This is a genomic window from Boseongicola aestuarii (assembly GCF_900184815.1).
GTDB lineage: Bacteria > Pseudomonadota > Alphaproteobacteria > Rhodobacterales > Rhodobacteraceae > Boseongicola > Boseongicola aestuarii.
Genome location: NZ_FXXQ01000001.1, coordinates 54,481 through 79,683 on the forward strand (window position 1 = coordinate 54,481; position 25,203 = coordinate 79,683).

At 56.8% G+C, this 25,203-nt stretch carries 26 protein-coding genes; 23 read left to right on the forward strand and 3 right to left on the reverse strand.

Annotated features, from left to right (window positions below):
• From BOA8489_RS00290 to BOA8489_RS00300, 3 genes are read left to right on the forward strand one after another with little or no spacing between them, the layout of a single operon-like run.
• Window positions 1-1,512, forward strand: a complete 1,512-nt coding sequence (locus tag BOA8489_RS00290) for an ABC transporter ATP-binding protein (protein ID WP_093971994.1) — start codon at window positions 1-3, stop codon at window positions 1,510-1,512.
• Complete coding sequence (locus BOA8489_RS00295; protein ID WP_093971995.1) at window positions 1,509-2,633, forward strand: ABC transporter permease; 1,125 nt, start codon at window positions 1,509-1,511, stop codon at window positions 2,631-2,633. The genes BOA8489_RS00290 and BOA8489_RS00295 overlap by 4 nt, the downstream gene beginning before the upstream one ends.
• Window positions 2,630-3,871, forward strand: coding sequence for an ABC transporter permease (locus tag BOA8489_RS00300; RefSeq protein ID WP_093971996.1), 1,242 nt, complete (start codon window positions 2,630-2,632; stop codon window positions 3,869-3,871). Before BOA8489_RS00295 ends, BOA8489_RS00300 begins: the two co-directional genes overlap by 4 nt.
• Before the next feature lie 22 nt (window positions 3,872-3,893).
• Here BOA8489_RS00300 and ppsA read toward each other — a convergent pair whose 3' ends face one another.
• Window positions 3,894-6,272 (reverse strand): phosphoenolpyruvate synthase, encoded by a 2,379-nt coding sequence (gene ppsA, locus BOA8489_RS00305; protein WP_093971997.1) that lies wholly within the window; start codon window positions 6,270-6,272, stop codon window positions 3,894-3,896.
• Window positions 6,273-6,445: 173 nt separating this feature from the next.
• Between ppsA and BOA8489_RS00310 the strand changes: the two genes are divergently transcribed.
• From BOA8489_RS00310 to BOA8489_RS00340, 7 genes are all read left to right on the forward strand, one after another.
• A complete protein-coding gene (locus BOA8489_RS00310; RefSeq protein ID WP_093971998.1) occupies window positions 6,446-6,805 on the forward strand; it encodes a GerW family sporulation protein in 360 nt (119 codons plus the stop codon).
• Window positions 6,806-6,814: 9 nt separating this feature from the next.
• A complete protein-coding gene (locus BOA8489_RS00315) occupies window positions 6,815-7,375 on the forward strand; it encodes a DUF2953 domain-containing protein (protein WP_093971999.1) in 561 nt (186 codons plus the stop codon).
• Window positions 7,372-7,620: a hypothetical protein gene (locus BOA8489_RS00320; RefSeq protein WP_141138201.1), complete on the forward strand. Its 249-nt coding sequence runs from the start codon at window positions 7,372-7,374 to the stop codon at window positions 7,618-7,620. Before BOA8489_RS00315 ends, BOA8489_RS00320 begins: the two co-directional genes overlap by 4 nt.
• Window positions 7,621-7,747: 127 nt before the next feature.
• Complete coding sequence (locus BOA8489_RS00325; protein ID WP_093972001.1) at window positions 7,748-8,995, forward strand: efflux RND transporter periplasmic adaptor subunit; 1,248 nt, start codon at window positions 7,748-7,750, stop codon at window positions 8,993-8,995.
• On the forward strand, window positions 8,988-9,704 hold the full coding sequence (locus tag BOA8489_RS00330; protein ID WP_093972002.1) for an ABC transporter ATP-binding protein: 717 nt from the start codon (window positions 8,988-8,990) through the stop codon (window positions 9,702-9,704). Before BOA8489_RS00325 ends, BOA8489_RS00330 begins: the two co-directional genes overlap by 8 nt.
• 1 nt (window position 9,705) lies before the next feature.
• Window positions 9,706-10,917: an ABC transporter permease gene (locus BOA8489_RS00335; protein WP_093972003.1), complete on the forward strand. Its 1,212-nt coding sequence runs from the start codon at window positions 9,706-9,708 to the stop codon at window positions 10,915-10,917.
• Between the two features lie 57 nt (window positions 10,918-10,974).
• Entirely contained in the window at window positions 10,975-11,409 is a 435-nt protein-coding gene (locus BOA8489_RS00340; protein ID WP_093972004.1) for a thioredoxin domain-containing protein, read from the forward strand.
• Window positions 11,410-11,429: 20 nt separating this feature from the next.
• Here the strand turns inward: BOA8489_RS00340 and BOA8489_RS00345 are convergent, their stop codons facing one another.
• Window positions 11,430-12,506 (reverse strand): polyheme membrane-associated cytochrome C, encoded by a 1,077-nt coding sequence (locus tag BOA8489_RS00345; RefSeq protein ID WP_245813613.1) that lies wholly within the window; start codon window positions 12,504-12,506, stop codon window positions 11,430-11,432.
• Between the two features lie 211 nt (window positions 12,507-12,717).
• On the opposite strand from BOA8489_RS00345, the gene BOA8489_RS00350 reads away from it, so the two are divergent.
• The 10 genes from BOA8489_RS00350 to BOA8489_RS00395 all read left to right on the forward strand — a co-directional run bounded on the left by BOA8489_RS00350 (window position 12,718) and on the right by BOA8489_RS00395 (window position 21,978).
• Entirely contained in the window at window positions 12,718-13,956 is a 1,239-nt protein-coding gene (locus tag BOA8489_RS00350) for a hypothetical protein (protein ID WP_281256153.1), read from the forward strand.
• The gene (locus tag BOA8489_RS00355; protein ID WP_093972006.1) at window positions 13,953-14,744 is read left to right on the forward strand and encodes an RnfABCDGE type electron transport complex subunit D; all 792 of its coding nucleotides are present in this window, start codon (window positions 13,953-13,955) and stop codon (window positions 14,742-14,744) included. The genes BOA8489_RS00350 and BOA8489_RS00355 overlap by 4 nt, the downstream gene beginning before the upstream one ends.
• The gene (nqrC, locus tag BOA8489_RS00360) at window positions 14,737-15,537 is read left to right on the forward strand and encodes an NADH:ubiquinone reductase (Na(+)-transporting) subunit C (protein WP_093972454.1); all 801 of its coding nucleotides are present in this window, start codon (window positions 14,737-14,739) and stop codon (window positions 15,535-15,537) included. The genes BOA8489_RS00355 and nqrC overlap by 8 nt, the downstream gene beginning before the upstream one ends.
• Window positions 15,538-16,191: an NADH:ubiquinone reductase (Na(+)-transporting) subunit D gene (locus BOA8489_RS00365; protein WP_093972007.1), complete on the forward strand. Its 654-nt coding sequence runs from the start codon at window positions 15,538-15,540 to the stop codon at window positions 16,189-16,191.
• Window positions 16,188-16,787, forward strand: coding sequence for an NADH:ubiquinone reductase (Na(+)-transporting) subunit E (gene nqrE / locus BOA8489_RS00370; protein WP_093972008.1), 600 nt, complete (start codon window positions 16,188-16,190; stop codon window positions 16,785-16,787). The genes BOA8489_RS00365 and nqrE overlap by 4 nt, the downstream gene beginning before the upstream one ends.
• Window positions 16,784-18,004 carry an NADH:ubiquinone reductase (Na(+)-transporting) subunit F gene (gene nqrF / locus BOA8489_RS00375; protein WP_093972009.1) on the forward strand — a complete coding sequence of 407 codons (1,221 nt, stop codon included), beginning with the start codon at window positions 16,784-16,786 and terminating at the stop codon, window positions 18,002-18,004. Before nqrE ends, nqrF begins: the two co-directional genes overlap by 4 nt.
• A gap of 3 nt (window positions 18,005-18,007) precedes the next feature.
• Window positions 18,008-18,970: an FAD:protein FMN transferase gene (locus BOA8489_RS00380; protein ID WP_093972010.1), complete on the forward strand. Its 963-nt coding sequence runs from the start codon at window positions 18,008-18,010 to the stop codon at window positions 18,968-18,970.
• Window positions 18,971-19,146: 176 nt separating this feature from the next.
• A complete protein-coding gene (locus BOA8489_RS00385) occupies window positions 19,147-19,545 on the forward strand; it encodes a CBS domain-containing protein (RefSeq protein ID WP_093972011.1) in 399 nt (132 codons plus the stop codon).
• 289 nt (window positions 19,546-19,834) lie between these two features.
• Entirely contained in the window at window positions 19,835-21,685 is a 1,851-nt protein-coding gene (locus tag BOA8489_RS00390; RefSeq protein WP_093972455.1) for a Na/Pi cotransporter family protein, read from the forward strand.
• Window positions 21,686-21,729: 44 nt separating this feature from the next.
• On the forward strand, window positions 21,730-21,978 hold the full coding sequence (locus tag BOA8489_RS00395; RefSeq protein ID WP_093972012.1) for a hypothetical protein: 249 nt from the start codon (window positions 21,730-21,732) through the stop codon (window positions 21,976-21,978).
• A 164-nt stretch (window positions 21,979-22,142) separates the two neighbouring features.
• Here BOA8489_RS00395 and BOA8489_RS00400 read toward each other — a convergent pair whose 3' ends face one another.
• On the reverse strand, window positions 22,143-22,910 hold the full coding sequence (locus BOA8489_RS00400) for an IclR family transcriptional regulator (protein ID WP_093972013.1): 768 nt from the start codon (window positions 22,908-22,910) through the stop codon (window positions 22,143-22,145).
• 69 nt (window positions 22,911-22,979) lie between these two features.
• On the opposite strand from BOA8489_RS00400, the gene BOA8489_RS00405 reads away from it, so the two are divergent.
• From BOA8489_RS00405 to BOA8489_RS00415, 3 genes are read left to right on the forward strand one after another with little or no spacing between them, the layout of a single operon-like run.
• Window positions 22,980-24,338: a selenium-binding family protein gene (locus tag BOA8489_RS00405; protein ID WP_093972014.1), complete on the forward strand. Its 1,359-nt coding sequence runs from the start codon at window positions 22,980-22,982 to the stop codon at window positions 24,336-24,338.
• Entirely contained in the window at window positions 24,335-24,703 is a 369-nt protein-coding gene (locus BOA8489_RS00410; RefSeq protein ID WP_093972015.1) for a 2Fe-2S iron-sulfur cluster-binding protein, read from the forward strand. Before BOA8489_RS00405 ends, BOA8489_RS00410 begins: the two co-directional genes overlap by 4 nt.
• A gap of 2 nt (window positions 24,704-24,705) precedes the next feature.
• Window positions 24,706-25,170, forward strand: coding sequence for a CoA-binding protein (locus tag BOA8489_RS00415; RefSeq protein WP_093972016.1), 465 nt, complete (start codon window positions 24,706-24,708; stop codon window positions 25,168-25,170).
• Window positions 25,171-25,203: the final 33 nt, after the last annotated feature.

Genomic DNA, 25,203 nt, shown 5'->3' on the forward strand with positions numbered 1-25,203 from the left:
ATGCAAGTCGAGCTGAAAGGCATCACCAAAAGGTTCGGCTCCGTTGTTGCGAACAATGGGGTCGACCTGACGATCAGACCCGGTGAAGTGCTGGGGCTTCTGGGTGAGAATGGTGCCGGGAAGTCTACTCTGATGAATGTGCTTTGCGGGCTTTACAGTCCGACGGAAGGCGAGATCATCATCAACGGCACCCCGGTTCGGTTCGAGGGTCCGGGCGATGCGATCCGCGCGGGAATTGGCATGGTGCATCAGCACTTCATGTTGATCCCGGTTTTCAGCGTGGCCGAGAATGTCGTTCTCGGGATTGAGCCAGTCGGGCGCTTCGATCATCTCGATCTTGAGACCGCTCGAACGCAGGTACGGCGACTGAGCGAGGAATATGGCCTTTCGGTGGATCCCGACGCCATTGTCGAAACTTTGCCGGTTGGTGTGCAGCAGCGTGTCGAGATCATCAAAGTGCTGTTTCGTGAAGCGGATGTGTTGATCCTTGATGAACCGACGGCCGTCTTGACGCCACAAGAGGTCGACGAGTTTTTTCAGATTGTCCGGTCGCTTTGCGATACCGGTAAGGCGATTGTGTTCATAACGCACAAGCTGAATGAGATCCTTGAGATTTCGGACCGCATCAGTGTCATTCGGCGCGGCGAAATCGTTGGTAGCGGGGATCCAAAGCAACTGACCCGCCCGGATTTGGCTGAGATGATGGTCGGGCATCCTGTGGATTTCAATGTCGAACGTGCCCCGTTTGATCCAGGAGAGGTTATTCTGAATGTTTCCGATCTGACGGTCTTGCATGACGACGGTGCAATTGCGGTGAACCGTCTTTCTCTTCAGGTCAGAAGCGGCGAGGTCGTCGGGATCGCGGGCGTGCAGGGCAACGGTCAGTCGGCCCTGATCGAAGCTCTTGCCGGATTACGTATGCCTGCGGGCGGGATAGTACTTTTTGATGGCACGGATATCACCGCAGCTTCCCCGCGCGCGCGGCACCGGATGGGGATTGCTCATATCCCCGAGGACCGGCAAGCTGCCGGGCTGATCGGCAGTTTCACCGTTGCCGAGAATATGGTGCTGGATACCTATTACGATGCGCGGTTTTCACGAGGCGGCAGCATTGACTGGGCACGTGTGAATGCGGTGGCTGAATCGGCGGCAAGGGACTACGACGTGCGCACGCCTTCGATCCACAGCGACGCGGCGCATCTTTCAGGTGGCAATCAACAAAAGCTCATCGTGGCGCGCGAGTTGTCTCGCGACACGCGGCTCTTGATTGCCGGACAGCCGACGCGTGGTCTGGATGTGGGGTCAATCGCTTACATTCATGCGCGTCTGATGGCGGCGCGTGACGAGGGGGACGGGATATTGATCGTCTCGTCCGAGTTGGATGAAATCCTGTCGGTGTCGGACCGCATTCTTGTGATGTTCAAAGGTCGGATCGTTGCGGAATACGAGCCGGGCAAGACGCCTGTCGACAAGGGTACGATAGGTCTTGCAATGGCCGGGGCTGCGACATGAGTACGGTCATGGAAAAGGCTGTGAGCGGCAGAGTGATAGGGCGCACGCAGTTCGAGGATCTGGTGCTTGTCCCGCTGTACGCGTTTGTGGCGGCGTTGGTGCTTGGTGCTGTGGTGATGTTTGCGACGGGCGTCGATCTTGCGACGATTGGTCAGTCATTTGTCGCGTTGGTTCGAGGGTCGGTCGGGTCCCTCAATGCAGTGTCCGAGACGTTGACGGCCGCGGCACCACTGGTCTTGGCCGGCCTGGGCCTTGCGCTTGGGTTTCGCGCCGGGTTGTTCAATATCGGGGCGGAGGGACAGGTGATCATGGGCGGTCTTGCGGCGGTGGTCGCTGGTGTGGCTCTTGGTGGGATGCCTGCCATCGTCGCGCTGCCGCTGTCGATCCTTGCGGGTGCGCTGGCGGGTGCGCTTTATGCTGGAATTGCAGGTTGGTTGCGGGCCGCGACCGGTGCGCACGAGGTCATTTCGACGATCATGCTCAACCTGATTTCTTATCGCCTGTTGGATTACTTGTTGCGCACGCCCTTGATCCAGAAGGAAGGGCGGGACGATCCGATATCGAAGTCAATCCCGGAAGTAGCCGAATTGCCGCGCCTTTTGACGTTCATTGACGTGAATCTCCGCGTTCATGCGGGCATTTTCCTGATGCTCGCGATGGTTGCAGTTGCCTATTGGTTGCTGTTTCGCAGCAAGTTGGGATTCGAGTTTCGGGCCAGTGGCGAGAACGCAATTGCTGCACGTTTTGCCGGAATCAACGCTGGAATGACGATTGTTCTGGCGATGTGTGTGGCAGGGGCGCTTGCGGGACTTGCGGGGGCAAATCAGGTGCTAGGTGTGCTTGATAGGGCGACGCCGGGATTTTCGGCCGGGATCGGGTTTGATGCGATTGCCGTCGCGCTTTTGGGTCGGTCGCACCCGGTTGGTGTGTTGTTTGCTGGTCTCTTGTTCGGGGCATTGGAGGCCGGTGGTCGGCAGATGCAAGTGGATGCGGGTGTGAGCATTGACCTTATCGGGATCATTCAGGCGCTCATTATCGTGTTCATTGCGGCGCCACTTTTGGTACGCGCACTTTTCCCTTGGGGATTTCGGCGTGGTCCTTCGAAAAAGGAGGGGTCATGAGCGTACTTCTAGATAAGGCGCGACAGCGACAAACGCGCATCACGGGCGCCGTCCTGATCGCTTTGGGCGTTTTGATCGCGGTGTTTTTCGCGCCCGATGCTGCCGGGTCTGCGACCTTTCGTTTGTCACGTCCGAACGATGTCTGGCCGGTGCCCAATCTTGTCGTGCCGGGAGGTGCGTTCATTTATGTGGTGTCGGCGTTGCTGGTGTTCCTTGGCGCGCGGCAGTTCGCGCGAGGTGCGGCGCGGTGGAGTTCCTTGTCGCTTGGGGTCGGTTTGGCCATCGCCGTGGCGGCGTTTTTGGTCTGGGCGACGGTTGGGAAATCGTTTTCGCTGTCCGGGATGCTTCAGGCGAGCCTTGTGCGCGCCGTGCCAATCGCGCTTGGCGGGTTGGCGGGCGTGTTGTCGGAGCGTGTCGCGGTCGTGAACATCGGCATCGAAGGGATGCTTTTGGCGGGCGCGTTTACCGGCGCGTTGGTTGGTTCTCTGGCTGGGGGGGTGGCGGGTTTGTTGGCGGCCGTTGCTGTGGGTGGTGTTTTTGGGTTTGTGCTGGCTGCTTTGGTCGTGACGTATCGGATGGACCAGATTATCGCGGGCGTGTTCATCAATCTCTTTGTGCTTGGATTGACGAGTTACATCTCAAGCCAAGTCTTTCAGGAGTATCGGGCGCTCAACAATGCGCCGGTATTCCGGGCAATTGAAATTCCGTTTCTGAGCGATATTCCAGTGATCGGGCCGGTATTTTTCAATCAAAACCTTTTCGTGTACGGCGCGTTCATTCTGGCCGGACTTGCGACGTACTACCTGTTTCACACGCGTCTTGGGCTGAGAGCGCGCGCCGTCGGGGAGCATCCCCGCGCGGCGGACACGTTGGGCATCAATGTATATCGAACGCGGTTCGTCAATGTGACCGTGGCGGGCATGGTTGCGGGGTTTGGGGGCGCCTGGTTCACGCTTGGCTCGGTGGGGCGGTTTGATGAGGGCATGACGGGTGGACGCGGTTTTATCGGGCTGGCTGCAATGATATTCGGGCGTTGGCATCCGGTGGGCGCGCTTCTGGCGGCTTTGGTCTTTGGATTTGCAGACTCGCTTCAGCAGAAACTGGCTTTGTTGCGCACGCCAATACCTTCCGAGTTCTTGGCGATGGCACCCTATATTGCAACGATCATAGTTGTGGCAGGGGTTGTGGGAAGGGCACGCGCCCCGGCAGCGGATGGCAAGCCTTACGTCAAAGAGTAGGGCTTGCGGTATCGCGAGGTGTCTAGTCGGATTCGGCTGTTTCCACGTTTCTGAGGACCTGAACAAAACTATCGGGCGTAACCGAAATCGAGTCTATCCCGTACTCCACCAGATACTTGGCGTATGCCGGATCATTGCTGGGGGCCTGCCCGCAGAAGCCAACCTTCGAGCCAGCTTTGTGCGCTTCTCGGATGACGGTTTCGATCATCCACAGGACGGCTGGATCGTCTTCGCGAAACAGCGGCGCGAGCTCGTCTGAATCGCGGTCAATCCCGAGCGTGAGCTGTGTCAGATCGTTTGAGCCTATTGAAAAGCCATCGAAGCGTTCAGCGAATTCCGCAGCCCGTATGACGTTGGCGGGTATTTCGCACATGACATAGACTTCCAACCCGTCTTGCCCGCGTTTCAACCCGTGTTCGGCCATGACCGCGAGGACCTTGTCGGCTTCCTCCGGGGTGCGGCAGAAGGGGATCATCATGACGACGTTGTCAAAGCCCATTTGGTTGCGCAGCCGGGCAATTGCCTGACACTCGAGCGCGAAACCGTCTCGGTAGTTGTCGGAGTAATACCGGGACGCGCCGCGAAAGCCGAGCATCGGGTTTTCTTCTTTGGGTTCGAAGTCCCGACCGCCAAGAAGGTCGGCGTATTCGTTGGTTTTGAAGTCGCTCATCCGCACGATCACGGGCTTTGGATAGCAGAAGGCGGCGATCCGAGAGAGGCCGCGCGAGAGCTTGTCGACGAAATACTCGGGCTTGCTGTCGTAGCCCGCCGTCAACTTTTCGATTTCTTCGCGCGCGGCAGGGTCGGTAACGCGATCAAGGTGGGCAAGGGCCATCGGATGCACACGGACTGCGCCATTCACGACGAATTCCATACGTGCAAGGCCGACACCTTCGACGGGTAAGCGCCACCAACGCAAGGCAGCGCTTGGGTTGGCAAGGTTAAGCATGACTTTTGTGCGTGTGTCGGGAAGTTTTTCCAAAGCCTCTTCGGTAACCTTTATCTCGGACAAGCCTTCGGTCACAACGCCTTCTTCGCCACCCGCACAGGAGACAGTCACATCCTGTTCATCGTGCAGAATATGCGTGGCGTTTCCACAGCCGACAATGGCGGGCAGGCCAAGTTCACGGCTGACGATGGCGGCGTGTGATGTGCGCCCGCCGTGGTCCGTTACGATGGCGGCGGCGCGTTTCATGATCGGAACCCAATCTGGGTCGGTGGTTCCGGTGACAAGGACCGAGCCGTCGACAAAGCGGTCGATGTCTCCGGCACTTTCGATGATGGAGACACGGCCCGCCACGGCTGCACTGCCGACGCTGAGGCCGGTGAGCAGTTCACGGCCGGGGTTTTCGACGGCATAGCTTTTCAGCGTTCCCATATCGAGGCGGGATTGCACCGTTTCGGGACGCGCCTGCACGATATAGAGTGTGCCGGTCACGCCATCGCGCGCCCACTCCATGTCCATTGGCTGGCCGTAGTGGTCTTCGATGATCGCGGCTTGGCGCGCAAGTGACAGGATCTCGCCGTCGTTCAGCACGAACTGCTTACGCTCTGCTTTCGACGTGGGAACGTTGCGGGGTGTTCCGTCGCGGCCATGGATCATCTTGATCTCTTTGGCTCCGAGACGCTTCTCGAGGATTGGTGTGAGTTTGGGGTTCTTTAGAAACGGTTTGAAAACCTGATACTCGTCAGGGTCAACGGCGCCCTGAACCACGTTTTCGCCCAACCCCCAGGCGGCATTGATCAGCACGGCATCGGGAAAACCGGATTCCGTGTCGATTGAAAACATCACACCAGAGCCACCAGTGTCGGCGCGGACCATTCGCTGAACGCCCACAGACAGCGCAACCTGATCGTGCGCAAAACCCTGTATTGTGCGGTATGAAATCGCGCGGTCGGTGTAGAGCGAGGCATAGCAACGCTTGCACGCATCAAGAAGTGCTGCCTCGCCGATGACGTTGAGAAATGTCTCTTGTTGACCGGCGAAGCTTGCATCGGGGAGGTCTTCGGCGGTCGCGCTGGAGCGGACGGCGACGGGGACATTCTTTTCGCCTGTCGTATCTCCCAAAGCGCGGTATTCGGACAGGATGGCGTCCGCAGTGTCCTTTGGCCAGTCGCCGCCGAGGATGAGGTCGCGGACACGCTCGCCAGCGCTATTCAGGGTGATCTTGCCTGTCGCAAGTGCGTCGAGATGCTTGGCCATCTCAGCGTTCAGATTATTGTGGGTGAGATAGGCGCGAAATGCGTCTGCTGTTGTCGCAAAACCTGCCGGGACAAGGATGCCTTTTGGTGCAAGGGTGCTGATCATTTCGCCCAATGAGGCGTTTTTGCCGCCGACCGTACCGACGTCTCCTCGTTTTACTTCCGCGAAATTGATCACAAGTTTGCGCGTCTCGGCCATGTTGTATCCCTTTGTCTGTCTTCAACGCGACTTTGGCGCGGTGTTCGATCTGGCGATTGACAAAGATCATTTGGAACCGCGCCGACGGAGGATTGAGCAATATCAACCGGAGGTGTGCAGAGCTCTGTGATGGTCTCTGCATTAGAGTTCTGGATTACCGAAAGGAATTTGAAATGGAGAAGGTAGAGAGCCTACTGAAAGGGACTGTCGAGGAGCTGGATCGGCTTTTGAATGCGAAAAACGTACTTGGCGATCCGATTGAGAAAGGATCCGCGACGGTCATTCCGATTGTCAGTTATGGCTTCGGTTTTGGAGCTGGCGGAGGCGGAGATGCAAAGTCGGGCGAAGGTGCAGGCACGGGAGCCGGCGGGGGTATCAAACCGCTCGGGGCAATTATCATTGACGATGAAGGCGCTCGGGTGGAATCGATCCAAGGCGCGATGACGACTTTTGCGGAGGTGTTTGGCAACACGGTCGGCAAGGCCATCGAAGCTTCGGCCGGTCGAAAACCAAAGACCGTCGATAAAAGCTAGGGGCGCGTTGTGAGCCTTGCGGTGGCAATCGTGGTTTTGGTGCTGTGCATCTTACTGAGTGTGCTGGTGCTTTTTGCTGCGATGCCGCTGCGACTTGAGCTTGAGGTCCACAAGAGCGAGGCTTGGTGCTTTCGTGCTGGCGTGCGCCCCTTTGGACGATATGGGCCACGCATTCCCTTGTCGGGTCGTAAGCCGAAGCCGGACCGTCCCGAAGAAAAGCCACTTGATGCCCGGCCCAAACCCAAGAAGCGCAAGCTTCGGACCAAGGGGCTGGCGAGCGCCGTGATCCGGCTGATCGGCGACATTCTTCAGAGGATATGTATCGATACGGCGAGGCTTCAGATGCGGTTTGGTCTGGGGGATCCTGCTGAAACGGGCCAGGTCTTCGGATATCTGTCACCATTGATCTACGGAACCGCGCCGGGTCAGGCGATCTGTTTGGAGGTCGAGCCGGTATTCGATCGGGCCGTGTTGCAGGGGGAGGCGGAATTGGATTTGTCCGTTGTTCCCGCAACTCTGCTGGGACCTCTGTTTCGATTTGCATGGTCGGCTTTTGGGCCAGTCAGATGACCTGGAGTCTTGAACGCCCGATCCGGGTTGGGTCAACAACGTTTGCGGCAATTGTCGAGACCGAGATCTCTGCCCGGAACACATTTTCATACCTCAGATTTGCCGGCCAAAAGCGCCCGCGTGTCGTTTTGATTGCGTGGGAGCACCGGATTAAGGCGATCGACCTCAAAGGGCGCGTATTGGAAGCTGGTGACGTGGACGTGCGATACCCCGGTGCCATTGCGCAACTGAGCGCGCTTGTTTGAGGACGGGCGTGATCTGTAGTCTGCTTCCGTCTGATCGTTTCCCGAGTTGAATGATCAGGATCAATTCCGATGTCACCAAAGACTTCTAGAGTCCACCAGGAGGCGTATATCAGTTAGAGAAACCAGCATGGACAGCAAAGACGATGTCGCCAAGACGCTAGCCCTCGGCGGATCAAAGCACGTTTTTCGCAAATGGTTATTCCTGCTTGGAGGGCTATTTTTTTTCGTTATTGTGGCTGCTTACACGATGGGAGCATTCGGGCGTTCCAGTGGGCCGATCTATGTGACTGAAACCGCCGCGATTGCGGATTTCGATGTGATCGTGACGGGGACGGGGACGGTCGAACCCACCAACCTTGTTGAAATTTCAAGCGAGCTTTCGGGGACATTGGCGGAGGTTCATGTCGATTATAATGATCGCGTGAGCGTCGGGACGGTGCTTGCCTCACTTGATACCACCAAGCTGGAGGCACAGCTGGCGGTCAGCAAAGCATCGCTGGATGCAGCAATTGCACGGGTCTCCATGGCCGAAGCGTCTTTGCACGAAGCGCGCGAGATTTATCAAACTACGCTTGATCTGGAAGAACGCGGCGTGACACCACATCTGGTCTTCATCGAGCGCGAGGCGCGGTTCTTGCGGTCGCAGGCCGAAGTGCAGTCGGCAATTGCGGACCGCGCTTTGGCTGAGGCCAACCTTGATTTACAGCAGGCGGAATTAGCCAAGGCCTGTATTTGCTCTCCGGTTGATGGCGTTGTTTTGAACCGGGCTGTCGATCCGGGCCAAATCGTTGCGTCAGCTCTGTCGGCGCCGGTCTTGTTTACCGTGGCTGAGGACCTGTCGCAGATGGAGTTGCGGCTGGACATCGACGAGGCGGATATCGGCCAGATTGAGGTCGGCCAATCTGCGCTTTTCACTGTGGACGCTTATGATGACCGCACTTTTCCGGCAACGATCGTGCAAATGCGTTTTGCGCCCGAGACCGTCGATGGGATTGTGACCTACAAGGGCATCCTCGAAATAGACAATTCAGATTTGCTTTTGCGTCCCGGCATGACGGCCACTGCCGACATTACGGTTAAGGAAATCAGAAATGCTCTGGTGGTCCCGAATGCGGCTTTGCGCTATGCGCCTCCGGTTCTCATCAAGGAGGATGCTGCATCCAAGGAGCGTAGTGGCTTACTGGGGATTCTGATCCCTGATGGCCCCGGTGCGGGGCTTTCGCGTGCGGATAGCGGGACGGTTTGGGTTCTCGGGAGTGACGGGCCGCGCGAAGTGGCGGTCGAAACGGGGGCAAGCGACGGCAGGGTCACGGAAGTCCTTTCGGGTGATATCGCCGCCGATGTTGCTCTTATCACAGAGCAGATCGATGAATGACGCTGGCTCACGGTCACCTCTGATCGCGCTTTCGCAGATCTGTCGCATTTATGGACAGGGTGAAACAGAAGTCCGTGCGTTGGATGGTATCGATTTGACGATCCAAGAGGGGGAGTTCGTGGCCATTATGGGGCCGAGCGGGTCGGGGAAATCAACCGCTTTGAACGTGATCGGTTGTCTCGATAGCCCAACGTCAGGGCATTACCTTTTTAGCGGAACGGAAGTTGCGAACCTGACGCGGGATCAAAGGGCGCTTCTGCGACGGCATTATCTGGGGTTCGTCTTTCAGGGGTATAATCTTCTGTCGCGCACAAGTGCCCTTCACAACGTCGAGTTGCCGTTGATTTACAAAGGAATGTCGCGCACTGAGCGCAGAAAAGAGGCGATTGCCGCGCTGACGTCCGTGGGGCTTGAACATCGCGCGAACCATGATCCCTCTCAGCTTTCGGGCGGTCAACAACAGCGGGTCGCCATTGCGCGCGCCTTGGCGGGAAGTCCGCGTGTCATGTTGGCGGACGAGCCGACGGGCAACCTTGATACCAAACGTTCGGTCGAAATCATGGAAGTTCTTCAGAAACTCAATCGCGACGCCGGATTGACGATCGTCATGGTGACTCATGAGGCTGATATGGCCGAGTTCGCCAACAGGCTGATCTGGATGGTTGATGGCAAGATCGAGCGTGACGAACCCACACGGAAGGCGGCCTGATATGCTGTTCGAGACTCTTCGACTGGCGCTTCAGGCGATATTTCGCAATGCTTTGCGGTCTTTTTTGACGGTGCTTGGAATCGTGATCGGCGTCGGTGCGGTGATTTCCATGGTAACGGTCGGGCAGGGGTCCGCAGACCAGGTGACGGCGGACGTCGAGAAACTCGGGGCGAATACGCTTATGGTTCTGCCAGGAGAGGACCCGATGGGAGGCGGCCCTCCCGGCACCGCAGTGCCGATGTTCACATTGCGTGACAATGATGCGGTTCACGAACAAATTTCCAGTGTTTCCGTGTCGGCGCCGATCAGTCAGATCCGATCGCGGGTGGTGTTTGGCAATGAAAACCGCCAGACCGATGTCGTCGGCACCGACAATCGGTACTTTGAGGCGGCACAGTGGGAGTTTGCGCTTGGCAGGTCCTTCAGTGCCGCCGAGATTCAGTCCGGACGCGCGGTTTGTGTGATTGGAGAGACGGTGCGCAATACCCTGTTTTCCAGTCGTGATCCCATTGGTGAAACGATCCGGATCAAGTCCTTGTCCTGTGAGGTGATTGGGATGCTGAAGTCCAAGGGGGCTTCTACGTTTGGGACGGATCAGGATGATTTCGTCATAATGCCGCTGCGGACGTTTCAACGTCGGATTGCTGGCAATACGGACGTGTCGGTACTTTATGTTGCGGTAAAAGAAGGGGTTTCAACCGATCGTGCGACCGAGGATATCGAGGCGTTGATGCGCCAAAGACGGCGGATCACTTCGAATGAAGAAGATGACTTCGACGTGGTCGACATGAAGCAACTGGCCACGATGCTGTCGGGCATCACGGATATCCTGACGGGGCTACTGGCCGCAGTTGCGATGGTCAGCCTTTTGGTCGGCGGCATCGGGATCATGAACATCATGCTGGTGTCGGTCACGGAACGGACGCGGGAGATCGGCATCAGGCTGGCAATCGGTGCGCAGGCCAGTCAGGTTTTGCTTCAGTTTCTGGTCGAAGCGATCGTGTTGTCTCTGGTCGGAGGTCTTATCGGTGTGATCTTCGGACTGACCCTTGGATATGCAGGTGCGCGCGCCCTGTCGGTGCCTTTTACGCCGGATATTTCCATCATTCTGATTGCGTTTGCTTTTTCCGCCGCTGTTGGCGTGATCTTCGGGTATTTCCCCGCGCGGCGCGCCGCTCGTATGGATCCGATTGAGGCATTGCGTCACGAATAGTCATTGCTGGGGCCGCGTTCTCAGCGTCCTCAGACTTGAGAAGAAAGGAACGTCGACATGCCGGAATCCGCCAAACTGACCTGTCTGGTGTGCGGGCAGGTGAACCGTGTTGCGACAGATAAATTCGCAGCCAAGCCAAAATGCGCGACCTGCGGGCAGGCTCTGTTGGATGGAAAAGTCGCCGAGATTGATTTCAAGGTCCATGACAAAGCCACCAAGACGGATACTTTGCCGTTGATCATCGACTATTGGGCGCACTGGTGCGGCCCGTGCAAAATGATGGCGCCCGAGTTCGCAAGGGCGGCGGGCGCTGTTCGTTTCGAAGCGCGATTTGCGAAAATCAATACGGAGCAGTTTCCAAAGGTTTCTCAGCGTCTGGGAATTCGGGGTATTCCGCTTTTGATACGGTATTCCAATGGACGCGAAGTCGCGCGCCTACCGGGCGCGCGACCTGCCAAGGATATTGAGGATTTCGCGCGGCAGAGGAGTTAGTCCGCCGCGCTTTTCGCGTATCAGGGTCGCATCAGTCCCGTCATGTCGAGATCGACGCTTTCGGACAGGCTTTCCAGGCTGTCGTAGAGCAGCTGCAAGGCATAGTGCGGGTTGTGCGTGTATATCGCGCCGTCCTTCGCGACCAGCTGATAATTATATGCCGCTTTCAGGAGGCGAGGCGTCCAGTTCTGATAGCGGTTCGGAAATATTGCCTCATCTTCAGTTGCTTCGCCGTCGGAGTTGATGTCTGTGAAGAAGTAAGGGTAGGCATGCGAGGAGTAGGCAATCGGGGCCTGAGCAATCTCTTTGGCGTAGAGCTGGATGGCTTGTTCAAGCCGTTCATGCAGTGCCGCAATTGGCGTTGCGATCCCAGCGTTTGTCACGCCGTCGCCATCGAAATCCATTGGGGACAATCTGATGTCTTTGAAGCTGGCGACGCCCTGGTGGCAGGTTGTGCAGGTGTCTAGCTGGACCTCAAGCGAGTGCGGGTTGTGACAATCCGTGCATGTATTGAGGTTGGGGACATGTGTGAACTGACCCTTGTAAACCTTGCCGGGGTATTCAAAGCCGATCTGTACCAGACTACCCATTTGCGTCGCGGCAGACGGGGCATAGTGGGCGTTGATGAAGCCAAGGTCTCCGCTGACAACATCGTCTTCAAGGCCATCGGTCGCGGCGTTCACTGTCTGGGAAGACGCGCGTCCCTGGTGGCATACAGCGCAGACCGCCGAGGACCCAAAGCTGTCAATCGACGCTCCGGATTTGAATGGTATCGATATCAGGCTTGCGGCGGAGGCGTTGTGGCACACTGCACAATCAACAGTCGTGCCTGTTGCCACAGGGTGGTCGATGACGCCCGGTGCCGGTGCGAGGGTACGCATCCAGTCGATGGCGCCGTAGCTGGAATGGCAAACCGCGCAGGTTCCCGGAACTTCGCCTTCTTCGTTCCAATGGGTGAAGGCCTCGGATGTGTTGTCGCGGTGCGGCGACGCGAGCCAGGCTTCGATTATCGAGACAAGACGCTCGCTTTCGGACGGTTCGTCTTGTGCGAGTGCCGGCGTACAGAGAATGGAAAACAAGAGTACTATTCGGGCCAAGAGCGAGCCTGTACTTGGGCTGATCAAATCAAAGTCCTTATCCAAAATTGAACGCGTTCACTCTCGCTGCTTTTTCCGGTCGATGACTTGAGGTAGATCAGATGACTTGAGGTAGATCAATTGCAGAGCGTTTTGGGTCGAACATAGTGGATGCCACGAGCGCGTCTGCGGGTCGGATCATTGGCATCGCGGTTCAAAGGGCCAATATATATTGAGACATTTCCAAATCAGGCGCGGGCAGCGGCTACCAAGCGCAGGAGTGCCTGTCCAACATGCCGTAGACGACAGGACAGTGACATCGGTCGGGCTTTTGGGAAGCGACCTGCCGGGGCTTCGCCCGCATTTCGAAGTCGAGGAAGGCGATCTGGTGGAGAAGGGGCAAGTACTGTTCACTGACCGCAAAGATCCGCGGGTGGCCTTCGTTTCCCCATTGGCCGGGCGCGTCACGGGGATTTCCTTTGGCGCGCGCAAAACTCTGTCGTCCTGCATCGTGACAGCCACCGAGGACGCATCGCCAGATCACGCGACGTCCCCGATTGAGGCGACCGACCACCAGTCAATCCGCGACGTGCTGCGGTCGCGCGGCATGTGGAGCGCGTTTCGAACGCGTCCTTTCGGACGCATTCCCGACGCGGACGCCAAGACTTTGGCAATCTTTGTCAATGCCTGTCAGGCTTCGATGCGGGCCCCGGATCCATCGGTCGTTCTTCAAGGTCGCGAGGATCTGTTCCGGCTTGGCATTTCGCATCTGAAGCAAATGACGGAGGGCAAGGTTTTTGTGTGCCAATCGCCCGGCGAGGCGCTTTGTGCGCAAGACGACCGTGTTGAAGTTGTGAGTTTTGGTGGAACCTTGGCGGCAGGGTTGTCTGGAACACACATCGACTGCCTGTACCCGATCCGTGCCGGAATAGAAGTCTGGACGATTGGCTATCAGGACGTGATCGCTATAGGTCATCTTTTCGCAACCGGTCAGTATTTGGGCGAGCGCTTTTTTTCGGTTTCGGGAGGTGGATCCGCGCCTGCACGCATTGTTCGGTCGTGCCTCGGAGCCAAGATCAGCGACATCTGTAGCGAGCAAGAAAGCCCGTGCGCACTGGCAGGTGATACTCTGACGGGACATCCGGCGACCTATTTGGGGCGCTTTGACCTGCAGATCTCTGTTGGCAGCAATGTGATTGCGACAACGAGTGTTGAGAGGCGGTCCCACGGCAGCGGACCTAGCGCGCTTATTGCGACGCGTGCATTGGACAACGCACTGGCTCCGGACATCCTGCCTGTGCCGCTTTTGCGAGCTCTGAGTATCGGTGATAGCGAGACGGCGAAGCGGCTGGGGTGTCTTGCGCTTGTCGAAGAGGACGTTGCGGCGCTGTCCCGGGTTTGCACCAGTGGTGCGCCGTATGAAGCTCTTTTGCGCCTCGTTTTGAATGAGCTGATGGCGGAGACAGCGTGACGTTGGGCGGCTTGTTCTCTGAACGTGGAGTGACCGGTATCACGTTTGGCCAGAGCGTCGCACTTGTCTTGCCGCTTGGTGTTGTTGCCTTGGAAACTCCCGGGAGTGTTGCGGTTCACTTCGTCTCGTCTCTGCTTGCGGCCATTGTTTGGGAGGCGATATTTGCAGTCATTCGCAAGCACTCTTTCAGTTTTCATGGCGTGACGACGGCTCTCATTTTCACGATCGCAATTCCGGCGGACGTCCAGATCTGGCAAGTCGTGCTTGCGGTGTCGTTAGGAGCGATTTTGGGCGAGTTGGTTTTCGGCGGTCGCGGGTTCGGGTTTCTTCAACCCGCGACGGTTGCCCTTTCGCTGCTCTTGATTTCGTTTCCCGAAATCCAGCTACGGCAGCCGAGCCAAATGCTGGCGTTGGCGACCTTGCCGGGGGCAATGATGCTTCTTGTCCTGGGGTTTGTTTCGTGGCGCGTCCTTTTCGCAGCGTCCGTTACGGTTGCAGTGTTCTTTGTCGGAGCAGAGGGAGGCCACGAAGCGATGGCGGTCGCGACGGCGATGGCGTTCGGACTTGTTTTCGTGATTGGTGATCCGGTTTCCGCGGCTTCGACCAACCCCGGACGATGGGTTTTTGGAGGCCTGGCGGGTGGCGTCGTTGTTGTGTTTTCCGCCGGCGAGGTCCCGACGATGGACGCGATTGTTCTGGCTGGGCTTATCGCAAGTGTTTTTGCACCTTTGATCGACCATTTGGTGACGGTGATACATGCGCGTCGGAGGGCAAGGCGTCATGCTTAATCCGCTTTCTGCTTGGAGTGGCTTTTTGGCGCGCCCCAATGACGATCGCATCAAAGTGTTTGGCGTGGCGATCCTTGTCGCGTTTTTCAGTGCTGTGCTTGTTTCCACGGCCTCGGTTGTTCTCAAGCCCATGCAGGATGCGCATCTTGAAGCCGAGCGGGCCGAGCGCATGGCCCGGATGATCGATACGCTACCGGGTTTACGCTCAATCATGGAGGAGATGGGCATCGACGCGCTGCAATCACGGCTTGTCGATCTGGAGACTGGCGCCTTCGTCGAAGGGATCGATCCGACCAGTTACGACATACAGGCAGCAGCGACAGACCCCGAGAGGAGCGTGGCAATCCCCGACGAATTGGACGTGGCTCGGCTTGGTGGCCGCGCAAGACTTGCTCCGATTTACTTGCTGGAGCGTGACGAAGAACTGCTCTTGGTGGTGCTGCCCGTCGTCGGCTCGGGGTATCAGTCGACGTTGCGCGCCATGCTTGCCCTTGAGGCCGACCTGAAGACCGTGGCGGCGTTGACGATCACTGAACAGGGCGAAACACCCGGCCTTGGCGCAAGGGTCGAAACGCCGGAATGGCAAGCTTTGTGGCCGGGCAAACAGATTGCCGACGAGAGCGGTGAAATTGTCATATCGGTCGTGCGTGGACAGGCCACGAGCCCTTACGAAGTCGATGGAATTAGCGGTGCTACCGTTACCAGCAATGGCGTCGGCAATATGCTTCGATACTGGCTCGGCCCCCATGGCTTCGGCAGTTTTCTTGAGCGGTTGCGCGAGGAGGGCCTGTAAGTGGCGTCGAAACTGACATACCTGACAGCTCCGCTGATCGACAAGAATCCGATCACCTTGCAGATTCTTGGTATCTGCTCGGCGCTTGCGGTGACGACATCACTTTCGACCGCGCTTGTCATGGCGGCGGCGCTGACGGCGGTGCTGTGTCTGTCATCGGTCGTCATCAGTCTGATCCGTCATCATATTCCCGGCGTAATTCGGCTGATCGTGCAAATCGTCATTATCGCGTCGATGGTGGTCGTGATTGACGAGGTTCTTCAGGCTTATGCGTTTGGTATCAGTCGTCAATTGTCCGTTTTCGTAGGACTGATCGTGACGAACTGCCTTGTCATGGGACGCGCCGAGGCTTTTGCCATGCGCAACCCTGCGTGGCCGTCTTTCCTTGATGCGTTAGGCAATGGACTTGGCTACAGCCTGATCCTTGTTCTGGTCGGGGTCATTCGCGAGCTGTTCGGGACGGGAACTCTGCTGGGCTACACCTTGTTGGTTCCGAAATCGGAAGGGGGCTGGTTTGAACCCCTTGGATTGATGCAGTTGGCCCCGAGTGCGTTCTTCATTATCGGAGCCTTGATCTGGGGTATCAGGGCGCGCTGGAGTGCGCAGGCCGAAAAACCAAAGCTGGTACTTGTGGACGTTGAGGCGCCGCGATGACCGAGCTCCTGATTGCATCGATCTTTCATCAAAACATAGCTCTGACGTCGTTTTTGGGCATTTGTACGTTTTTGGCCGTCTCCGAACGTATCGAGACCGCGTTCGGGCTTGGATTGGCCATTATTGCCGTTCAGTCGATTTCGGTTCCCGTGAACAACCTCATCTTCAATGCCTTCCTGGTGGAGGGTGCATGGACGTGGGCGGGCTTGCCGGAGGTTGATCTGAGCTATCTCAAACTGATCACGTTCATCGGAGTGATCGCCGCGCAAGTGCAGATCCTCGAGCTTATGCTCGACCGATTTGCGCCCGCCCTTTATCGGGCCTTGGGTATCTTTCTTCCGCTTATCACAGTGAACTGCGCTGTCTTGGGTGGAAGCCTTTTCATGGTCGAGCGTCGCTACGACTTTGGGGAATCCATCGTTTACGGCTTTGGGAGTGGAGCAGGGTGGGCGTTGGCGATCGTGGCCTTTGCCGCCATTCGTGAGCGTCTGCGGTACAGCGATATTCCACAAGGATTGCAGGGGCTTGGAGGCGCTTTTCTGGTGACGGGCTTGATGTCTTTGGGCTTTACGGCGCTGGGGAGGATCAGTCTGTGATCAACATCCTATCGGGCAGTGTGTTTCTCATTGTACTTGTTTGTGTCCTGACTGCTCTGGTCATCTTGGCAAGAGCGTTTTTGATGCCGGACAGGCTGGTTCTGATATCTGTAAACGGCCAAAAGACGATCGAGGCACGGACCGGACAAAAGCTGCTGACGGCCTTGAACGACAATGGTGTTCTTGTCCCGTCCGCTTGCGCCGGGGCGGGGACCTGCGGGTTGTGCCGTGTGAAGATCGCGGAGGGTGCGCCTGACGCATTGCCAATAGAAACCGCACGTTTGACCCGCGCCGAGCTGCGCGAGGGCACCCACTTGGCCTGTCAGGTCACGATGCGCGATGACATGGCCGTTGATGTTGCAGAAGACCTGCTTGGGGCGGAGGCGTTCGTACTTCCCGTCGCCTCGACACGGCAACTTACGCCGCTTATCCGTGAGGTTGTCTTGCAACTTCCCGAGGACGAGAGGCCGGACATTCGCGCTGGCGCATTCATTCAGGTCACCGCGCCGCCCTTCACGCTGGAATATGCCGATATTCCCGTTCGCGACGCATTTCAGGATGCCTGGGCTCCGCTACGTGGTCTGCGCGTTATGACGGACAGTGAGGTAACCCGCGCCTACTCGATTTCCAACCGACCAACAGATACAGAGGCCGGACGTTTGGTTCTGAATATTCGCCTGGCACTGCCACCACCATCGGTGAAGGATGCGCCTCCGGGCGTGGTGTCTTCCTGGCTCTTTTCACTTTGTGAGGGTGACCCGGTCAAGGTGTCCGGGCCGTTTGGAACCTTCCGCGCTATGGATACGGATCGCGAGATGGTTTTCATCGGAGGAGGCGTTGGCATGGCGCCGTTGCGCGCCATGATATTCGACCAGTTGGAAGGCCGGGCCGCCACGCGCAAGATGACCTTTTGGTATGGGGCGCGAAGTGTCGCGGATTTGTTTTATGTTGAGGAATTCGACGCATTGGCCGCGGCCCATCAAAATTTTGACTGGACAGTGGCGTTGTCTGATCCTGCGCCTGACGACAATTGGACGGGAGCCGTGGGATTCGTGCATACTGTCGCCTTGCAGAACTATCTTGGTCAGCATCCCGCACCCGAAGATTGCGAGTATTATCTCTGTGGGCCGCCGCTGATGATCCGCGCCGTCTTGTCGATGCTCGACGAACTTGGGGTCGACGAGGACAATATTCACAACGATGATTTTGGAGTTTAGGGCATGGATTTGACACGACGTGCAATACTCTTCGGATTGGCTGGTGCGGGTCTGTCCGCAAAGGTCGCATCTGCAGGTGGCTTGCATGTTGAGAGCGGTTCCGCCTTTGGTTCAACTTGGCGGATCAGCGTGGATAGGTCTGTTGACCTTTCGGCTGTTCGTCCGGCTGTGGACGCGATCATCCGGCAAGTCGATGAACAGATGTCGCCATACTTGGACGCATCGGACCTCACACTTTTCAATGAATCGCGTGGAACCGAGGCTCAGGTCATGCCGCCAGAGCTTTGCCGTGTCGCAGCCCAAGCTTTGCGGATCGCCAGACTAACGGACGGAGCCTTTGACCCGACGGTCGGGCCTATTGTCTCTCGGTTTGGCTTCGGGCCAATCCGAGGTGGAACTGGTTCGTACTCAAGTATTGAGGTCGCTGCCAACTCTCTTCGCAAGACCACCCCCGAACTGACGCTGGATCTTTGTGGCATCGCCAAGGGGTATGCGCTGGACCGGATCGCTGAGGCCTTGCAGCAACTTGGCCTGCGAGACGCAATGATCGAAGTCGGGGGCGAGATCAAGGTTCTCGGGCGTCATCCCGAAGGACGCCAGTGGATTGCCGCGATTGCTGACCCAGTTTCGACAGAGTTTCAGGCTTATCGATTGGTTGCACTTGGTAGGGACGCTTTAGCGACCTCGGGTCATGCGGCGAACGGCCTGGTGGCCCCGATCAGTACCAGTCACATCATCGACCCATTTTCGCGGCGACCGGCGGACACGGAACTGGCCTCTGTTTCGGTTCTTGCGCCAACGGCGATGGAAGCCGACGCGCTTGCCACGGCTTTATGTGCGGCCGGGCCTGGCAGGGGCATATCTCTGGCACAGCGTCTCGATATTTCGGCTCTGTTCGTTCTGCGGAGCGGGGGCGAAACGACCGACCTGATGACTGGCCGGTTTGACGAGCACGTTTTGGTCTGAGGAGAGTTCATGGCGACGATCATACTTACATTCTTGATCTTGTTACTGGCCATTGCAGGTCTTGGCGTTGGCGTGATTGCAGGTCGAGCCCCGATCAAGGGGAGTTGCGGCGGCCTGGCCTGTCACAAGGGCATCAGTTGTGGCGTTTGCAAGGCTCGGCGTGGGAAGGACACAGAATGAAGCGCGTTGCATTAGTGTCCGACTACATGACACGAGATCTCATAACGCTCACGCCGCAAACCGAGATTAACCGTGCTATGAACCTGCTTCTGGACAATCGGATTTCTGGTGCGCCGGTGTTGGATGCAGACGGAACGCTCGTTGGGATTCTGTCCAAGAAAGACTGCCTAAAGGCAGCTATTGAGGCGAGTTATTACCGATCGTGGGGCGGCACTGTTGAGGAGCATATGTCACGTACGGTTCAAACCCTAGATGCCGGCATGGACATCTTCGCGGCGACGAATGCCTTTCTTGAAAGTTCATTCAGGCGTTTTCCGGTTATGAAAGACGGACGGTTGGTCGGACAGATAAGCCGCGCGGATGCCTTGCGCGCGATGAGCGATAACTGGGATTAAACAGGCCGTTTGAATACGACTTTTTCGCCGAGGTTGCGCGTGATCCCGGGCAGTGTCGTCCAAATCTCTTAGGAGGGTCGAAATGGATAGATCGGCTTTTGCAATGCATCGTAGGCGCACCCTCAAAAGACTGGAGAACATGCTTGGAGCGCCTTACGATCGCCAAGTGTGACAATATCAAAGGAGCGCGACAAGTGACTGCCCGGAACGTCCGAGTTCAAGTGGCCCGTTCTCTTGCGACGCTGCCTTCACCGGCATTTTTGACCGCTTCATGTTCGGCGTCCGCGCCATGACGCGTTTTTACTTTCCGGTCGCGATTGCCGCGCTTTTGTTGGCCTTCTGGTTTAGTCCCGACGCGCAGGAGATAGCCGCCGGGGTCGCGATCTTTCTATTCGGCATGATGATGCTGGAAGATGGGTTCAAACTGTTTGGTGGAGGGGCTTTGGAGAAGGTTCTAAAGCAGGCAACAAACTCGACTACTCGCGCAGTTACATTTGGCATTCTCTCGACCACGGTCCTGCAATCCAGTTCGCTGGTCTCGGTGATAACGATTTCGTTCCTGAGTGCTGGGTTGATCTCGCTTGTCGGCGGTGTGGGCATCATTTTCGGAGCGAACATCGGTACGACAACGGGTGCCTGGCTGGTTGCGGGACTGGGATTGAAGGTCGATATCGCCGCCTTCGCGATGCCGATGATTGCGATCAGCGTGGTCATGGTCTTTCAGAAGTCGAAACCCCTGCGCGGTCTGGGATATGCTCTGGCGGGGCTTGGGTTTCTGTTTCTTGGAATTCACTACATGAAGGAGGGTTTCGAGGCGTTCAAGGATCAGATTGATCTGACACGTTTCGCGCTTTCGGGACTGCTCGGGCTGTTCGTTTATTCGCTGATAGGGACGGTTGCGACGGTCGTCATGCAGTCAAGCCACGCAACCATGGTCCTGATCTTGACTGCGCTAGCGGCCGGGCAGATCAGTTATGAAAACGCGCTGGCCCTCGCGATCGGTGCGAATATCGGGACGACGATCACAGCCATTATTGGCGCGCTTGGCGCGAATTTTCAGGGCAAGCGACTGGCGTTGGCGCATTTGATCTTCAATGTGACCACAGCGGCGGTGGCGATTATCTTCATATCACCTTTGCGCATGTCCGTGGACTGGATCAGCGATTTGATCGGCATCGCACCCAACGATTTCGCGATGAAACTTGCCGTGTTTCACACGATTTTCAATGTCATCGGTGTTCTCATCATGTTGCCGTTGCTGACGCGGCTTATTGCGTTTCTCCAAGCCCGAATCCTCGAACCTGTCCCGGATATCAGCACGCCCCGTTTCTTGAACGAGGCAGTGGATGAATTCCCGCAGACTTTCGAGGTCGCGCTTCGAAAGGAAGTAAACCATCTCTACGAAAACGCGGCGGAGTTGATCCTGCACGGCCTGAATTTGCACAGGGATCAGGTTTTTGCTTCGGACGACATTGAAAAGCTGGTGCGGCGCAGTCGCAGCCCGCTCGAAGTGGACATCGATGAGCGGTATGAGCACCGGGTGAAGTCGCTTTACGCAGGTATCGTGGAATTCAGCACGCGCGTCGGCGACAAGGGCTTTGCACCCGAGATCGCGGACCGGATCTACGCTTTGCGCGACGTCGCAACCGACATCGTGCAGGCGGTGAAATCCATCAAGCATCTGCGTAAGAATGTCCTGCGGTACACTGTCAAACCGCAGGGCGCGACGACCGAGCTTTATGACGAGTTGAGGACAGAAATTGCGCGTATCGCTTTGGAGATCAGGAAGCTTGGACTTGCGGATCCTGAAAGCCGGAGTGCGCTTTGGCTTGATCAGGAGCGCGCCCAGATCGAGGAAGACGCCCGTATGACGTCGAAGCGGGTGGAAACGCTGATCCGCAATGGCAGTCTCAGTTCTGTCGCTGCCACGTCTTTCATGAATGATTCAAGTTACGCCTACGGCGCAATGCGCATGCTGATTGAAGCGGCACGCAGCTATTACATCGAACGAGAAGGCGGACGCGCAGAGGTCGAGCGGCTCCTGGCGCTCGATGATGAAGAGATCAACGAGGCGAGGGGCGGATCTGCGGCAAAGCCAGGAGATAGTTCACCCGGAAACAGCGTCACAAGATCGTCATGAAACAAGCTCAGGATATGCCTGAAATCAGGAATGGAGAATAGTAGATGGGTCTCAAAAAGCTTGCCGCCAAGGTCGAAGACTATAACGAGCGCCTCGAAAGCGGGAAGGCCAGCAAGATCAAGCCGCACCACGTTGAAGAGGTTTTGCATAAGCTGCGCGCAAAGGAGACGGAGCTGGAGGAAGAGATAGCGGCGGCGAAATCCAGCGACAAGAAAGTTCGGCTGGAGGGCAAGCTTGAAATTGCGCGGACGCATATCGAGCGCGCGGAGTGGTTGTTAAAAGACCTTGCTTAGTCGAAACTAGATCAGCGCCCTTCGGTCGTATCGATCGCTTGCCGAGATTGCGGAATGTCTTCTAACGACCTTTGGTCAGGACTGGGCGGATGAAGCCGACAAACCTAGTGGTAAGATCCCATTCAGCGGGGTTAGAGCTGAACTCGGAGGGTCGAGGCGCAAGCCTAAGTTCCGGACTTTTCATGTGCTTCGCGCGGCTTTTCGGTGTCAAAGGAGGTCGAAAGTTTTTCTGCAAGTTCAGTGAGTTGTGCTCCAATCCTTGCTCGGAATTCCTTTGTAAAGACGCGCATCGATCCGGTTGCTCCAACTGAGAGTGTCGCGCCAAAGCCGGTCTTGCCAAGCGGAGATGCGACCGAGCACATGCCCCGTTCCATCTCTTCGACGCATTCGGCAAAGCCACGTTGGCGGATCATTTCGAGTTCGGCCTCAAGGTCACTCACGTTGGTCAATGTGAAATCGGTGTAGGCTTTCAGGCGCCCTTCGAGGTCCTTGGGCAATTCAAGGCCAGTATTGAAGGCCAGAACAGCTTTAGAGCAGGAGCAGGCGTGCAGCGGACGTTTTCCAAGGCCTGGATGAAGATAGGACACGCCGATCTCGGGCGTCTCAACATGAATAATTTCAACAGCTTGCGCCTTTAGTCTCGATAAAAAGAAAGCTACCCGATACTCGTTTGCGGCCTGCTTGAGGGTGGGTGCTATCAAGTCGACCAGAGCGACGTCAGACCGGTCCGTTGCCGTAATCTGCTTCAACCGTGTTCCGACAGAAAACCGTCCTTTCGAAGTCGGATCAATCAGCCCAACACCGACAAGGTCCTTGACCAACCGGTAAGCCGAAGGCGTGGGAAGGCCCGACTGAACGACGATGTCGGCGACCGTCGCTTCGCCTTTGTGGCCAATAATTTCGAGGATCATCGTCAGGCGTTCGAGATGCATTTTATACTCTTGTGATAATCGTATTCCCGATTTATGAGATTACTGCGCGCATCGCAAGGGAGGATCGTGATGATGGATGGAGCATGTTGCGGTCCGGGCTATGCCAGTCCTGCAGAAGCCATTCAGGCGCCGCGCGAAAAGCTACTTTATACCATCGCGATCTATACTGGTACCGGCATCCAAAAGCCCGATTATCTTGCTACAGTCGATGCGGATCCGGACAGCCCGACCTATAGCCAGGTCATCCACCGTCTTGAAATGCCCGGCATCGGGGATGAACTGCACCACATGGGGTGGAACGCCTGTTCATCTTGTCACGACGACAGCTCAATGTCGCGCAAGTATCTTCTTGTGCCAGGAGTTCGGTCGAACAACATCCATGTCGTCGACACCGCGACCGATCCTCGCGCACCGCGCTTGCACAAGGTGATAGAGGGCGCGGAGATCAAATCAAAGACGAACCTCTCGGGGCCGCATACGGTCCATTGTCTCGGCTCGGAAATTATCATTTCGTTTCTGGGGGATGCCAAGGGTGAGGCACCCGGCGGTTATCTGCACATGGATAAGAATTTCGAGATCATCGGACGTTGGGAAAACTCCATGGGAGACATCCCGTTCGGGTATGATTTCTGGTACCAGCCACGCCACAACGTGATGGTGTCGTCGGAATGGGCGGCGCCAAATACATTCATGCCAGGGTTTGACCTCGAAGAAGTCGGACATTTGAAGTACGGGCGGCGCCTTCACATCTGGGATTTCGAGAAACGCGAGCCGATTGAGACCATGTATCTGGGCGAAGATGGCTTGATCCCGCTTGAGGTGAAATTCCATCACGACCCTGACAGCACTCATGGTTTTTGCGGCGCGGCCTTGAGTGCAAACGTTATTCACTTCTGGAAGTCCGAGACTGGCGATTGGAGGTGGGAGAAGATCATCGACGTCGAGAATGAACCGCATCCGGAATGGCCCATTCCGATCCCCGGTGTAATGTCGGCGATCCTTGTGTCGATGGATGATAAGTATCTCTACCTGAACAACTGGCTGCATGGGGACATGCGCCAATACGACATCACGGACCCACACAATCCCAAGCTGACCGGACAGGTGTGGATGGGGGGATTGTTGAAAAAGGCGCCCCAAGTGAATGGCGTGCCGGTCGCCGGTGGGCCGCAAATGTTCCAGCTTTCTCTGGACGGCAAACGGCTATACGTGACGACCTCGCTGTTTTCGACATGGGATAATCAGTTCTACCCCGACATCCGCACCCAAGGCGGCGTTATGGTGATGATTGACTGCGATGTGGAAAACGGTGGCATGAAGATCAACGAAGACTTCATCGTTGACTTCGGCAAGGAGCCGAACGGTCCCAGCCGTTGCCACGAAACCCGCTATCCGGGCGGCGATTGCACGAGTGATATCTGGCTGTGACGCAGACCCGCACCATAACCATCGCGAACCGCGATGGTGCGACATTCAAGGTTGATGGGCGTCGTCCGCTGTTGGACAGCTTGCGAGAGCAAGGCGTTGATCTGCCTTATGGTTGCAGGTACGGCGGTTGCATCACTTGCGCCGCCAAGTTGACTGAGGGCGAGGTCGATCAGCGGCGTCAAGTGGCGTTGAATAATCGACAAATGAATGACCGCTATATCGTGCTTTGCGTCGCGCGGCCTATAACTGATTGCACCATCGAGATCGGTGTCGAAAGTCACGATAGGCTGTATCGCAATCCGTTTAAGGACCCCTTGCAACCCCATGAATTAAAGGCGGATATCGCCACGCCAAAGGAAGTATGAGCATGGCTGACGTCGTTGATCCGCCCGTTTATGATTACGATCCGACTTATCTGGCGGATATCCTGAAATCGACCAAGACCATTGCGATGGTCGGAGCGAGCGCGGATAAAACCAAGTTCAGCTATGGTGTTTTGCGCGTTCTGCACGAGACGGGTTATGATATGATCCCGGTAAACCCCAACCCAAAGTTGGGCGAAATCCGTGGGATAAAGGTCTTTCATTCGTTGGAGGAAATCGATCGGCCGGTCGATATGGTTGAAGTGTTTCGCCCCAAGGAGGAGTTCTATGCGATAGCTGAGAAGGCGATTGCGATTGGGGCCAAGGTGCTTTGGGGGCAGATCGGTGTTTATGATGACAAAGCCGCAGCGCTTGCTGAGGCAGCGGGATTGCAGGTCGTGATGAACCGGTGTCCGAAGATCGAGTTGTTTAGGCCTTTCTGGAAACCTCGCCTTGATTTGAAGATCTGAGGGCTGAATTATGAGCTTGTTTGAGCAAATTGG

Coding starts and splice junctions, on each gene's coding strand:
- BOA8489_RS00330 (WP_093972002.1), top strand. CDS start 8,988: ATGAATGACGCTGGCTCACGGTCACCTCTGATCGCGCTTTCGCAGATC.
- BOA8489_RS00380 (WP_093972010.1), top strand. CDS start 18,008: ATGGATTTGACACGACGTGCAATACTCTTCGGATTGGCTGGTGCGGGT.
- ppsA (WP_093971997.1), bottom strand. CDS start 6,272: ATGGCCGAGACGCGCAAACTTGTGATCAATTTCGCGGAAGTAAAACGA.
- BOA8489_RS00295 (WP_093971995.1), top strand. CDS start 1,509: ATGAGTACGGTCATGGAAAAGGCTGTGAGCGGCAGAGTGATAGGGCGC.
- BOA8489_RS00320 (WP_141138201.1), top strand. CDS start 7,372: ATGACCTGGAGTCTTGAACGCCCGATCCGGGTTGGGTCAACAACGTTT.
- BOA8489_RS00325 (WP_093972001.1), top strand. CDS start 7,748: ATGGACAGCAAAGACGATGTCGCCAAGACGCTAGCCCTCGGCGGATCA.
- BOA8489_RS00395 (WP_093972012.1), top strand. CDS start 21,730: ATGGGTCTCAAAAAGCTTGCCGCCAAGGTCGAAGACTATAACGAGCGC.
- BOA8489_RS00300 (WP_093971996.1), top strand. CDS start 2,630: ATGAGCGTACTTCTAGATAAGGCGCGACAGCGACAAACGCGCATCACG.
- BOA8489_RS00385 (WP_093972011.1), top strand. CDS start 19,147: ATGAAGCGCGTTGCATTAGTGTCCGACTACATGACACGAGATCTCATA.
- BOA8489_RS00400 (WP_093972013.1), bottom strand. CDS start 22,910: ATGCATCTCGAACGCCTGACGATGATCCTCGAAATTATTGGCCACAAA.
- nqrC (WP_093972454.1), top strand. CDS start 14,737: ATGCTTAATCCGCTTTCTGCTTGGAGTGGCTTTTTGGCGCGCCCCAAT.
- BOA8489_RS00340 (WP_093972004.1), top strand. CDS start 10,975: ATGCCGGAATCCGCCAAACTGACCTGTCTGGTGTGCGGGCAGGTGAAC.
- BOA8489_RS00405 (WP_093972014.1), top strand. CDS start 22,980: ATGATGGATGGAGCATGTTGCGGTCCGGGCTATGCCAGTCCTGCAGAA.
- BOA8489_RS00335 (WP_093972003.1), top strand. CDS start 9,706: ATGCTGTTCGAGACTCTTCGACTGGCGCTTCAGGCGATATTTCGCAAT.
- BOA8489_RS00390 (WP_093972455.1), top strand. CDS start 19,835: ATGACGCGTTTTTACTTTCCGGTCGCGATTGCCGCGCTTTTGTTGGCC.
- BOA8489_RS00415 (WP_093972016.1), top strand. CDS start 24,706: ATGGCTGACGTCGTTGATCCGCCCGTTTATGATTACGATCCGACTTAT.
- BOA8489_RS00290 (WP_093971994.1), top strand. CDS start 1: ATGCAAGTCGAGCTGAAAGGCATCACCAAAAGGTTCGGCTCCGTTGTT.
- nqrE (WP_093972008.1), top strand. CDS start 16,188: ATGACCGAGCTCCTGATTGCATCGATCTTTCATCAAAACATAGCTCTG.
- BOA8489_RS00310 (WP_093971998.1), top strand. CDS start 6,446: ATGGAGAAGGTAGAGAGCCTACTGAAAGGGACTGTCGAGGAGCTGGAT.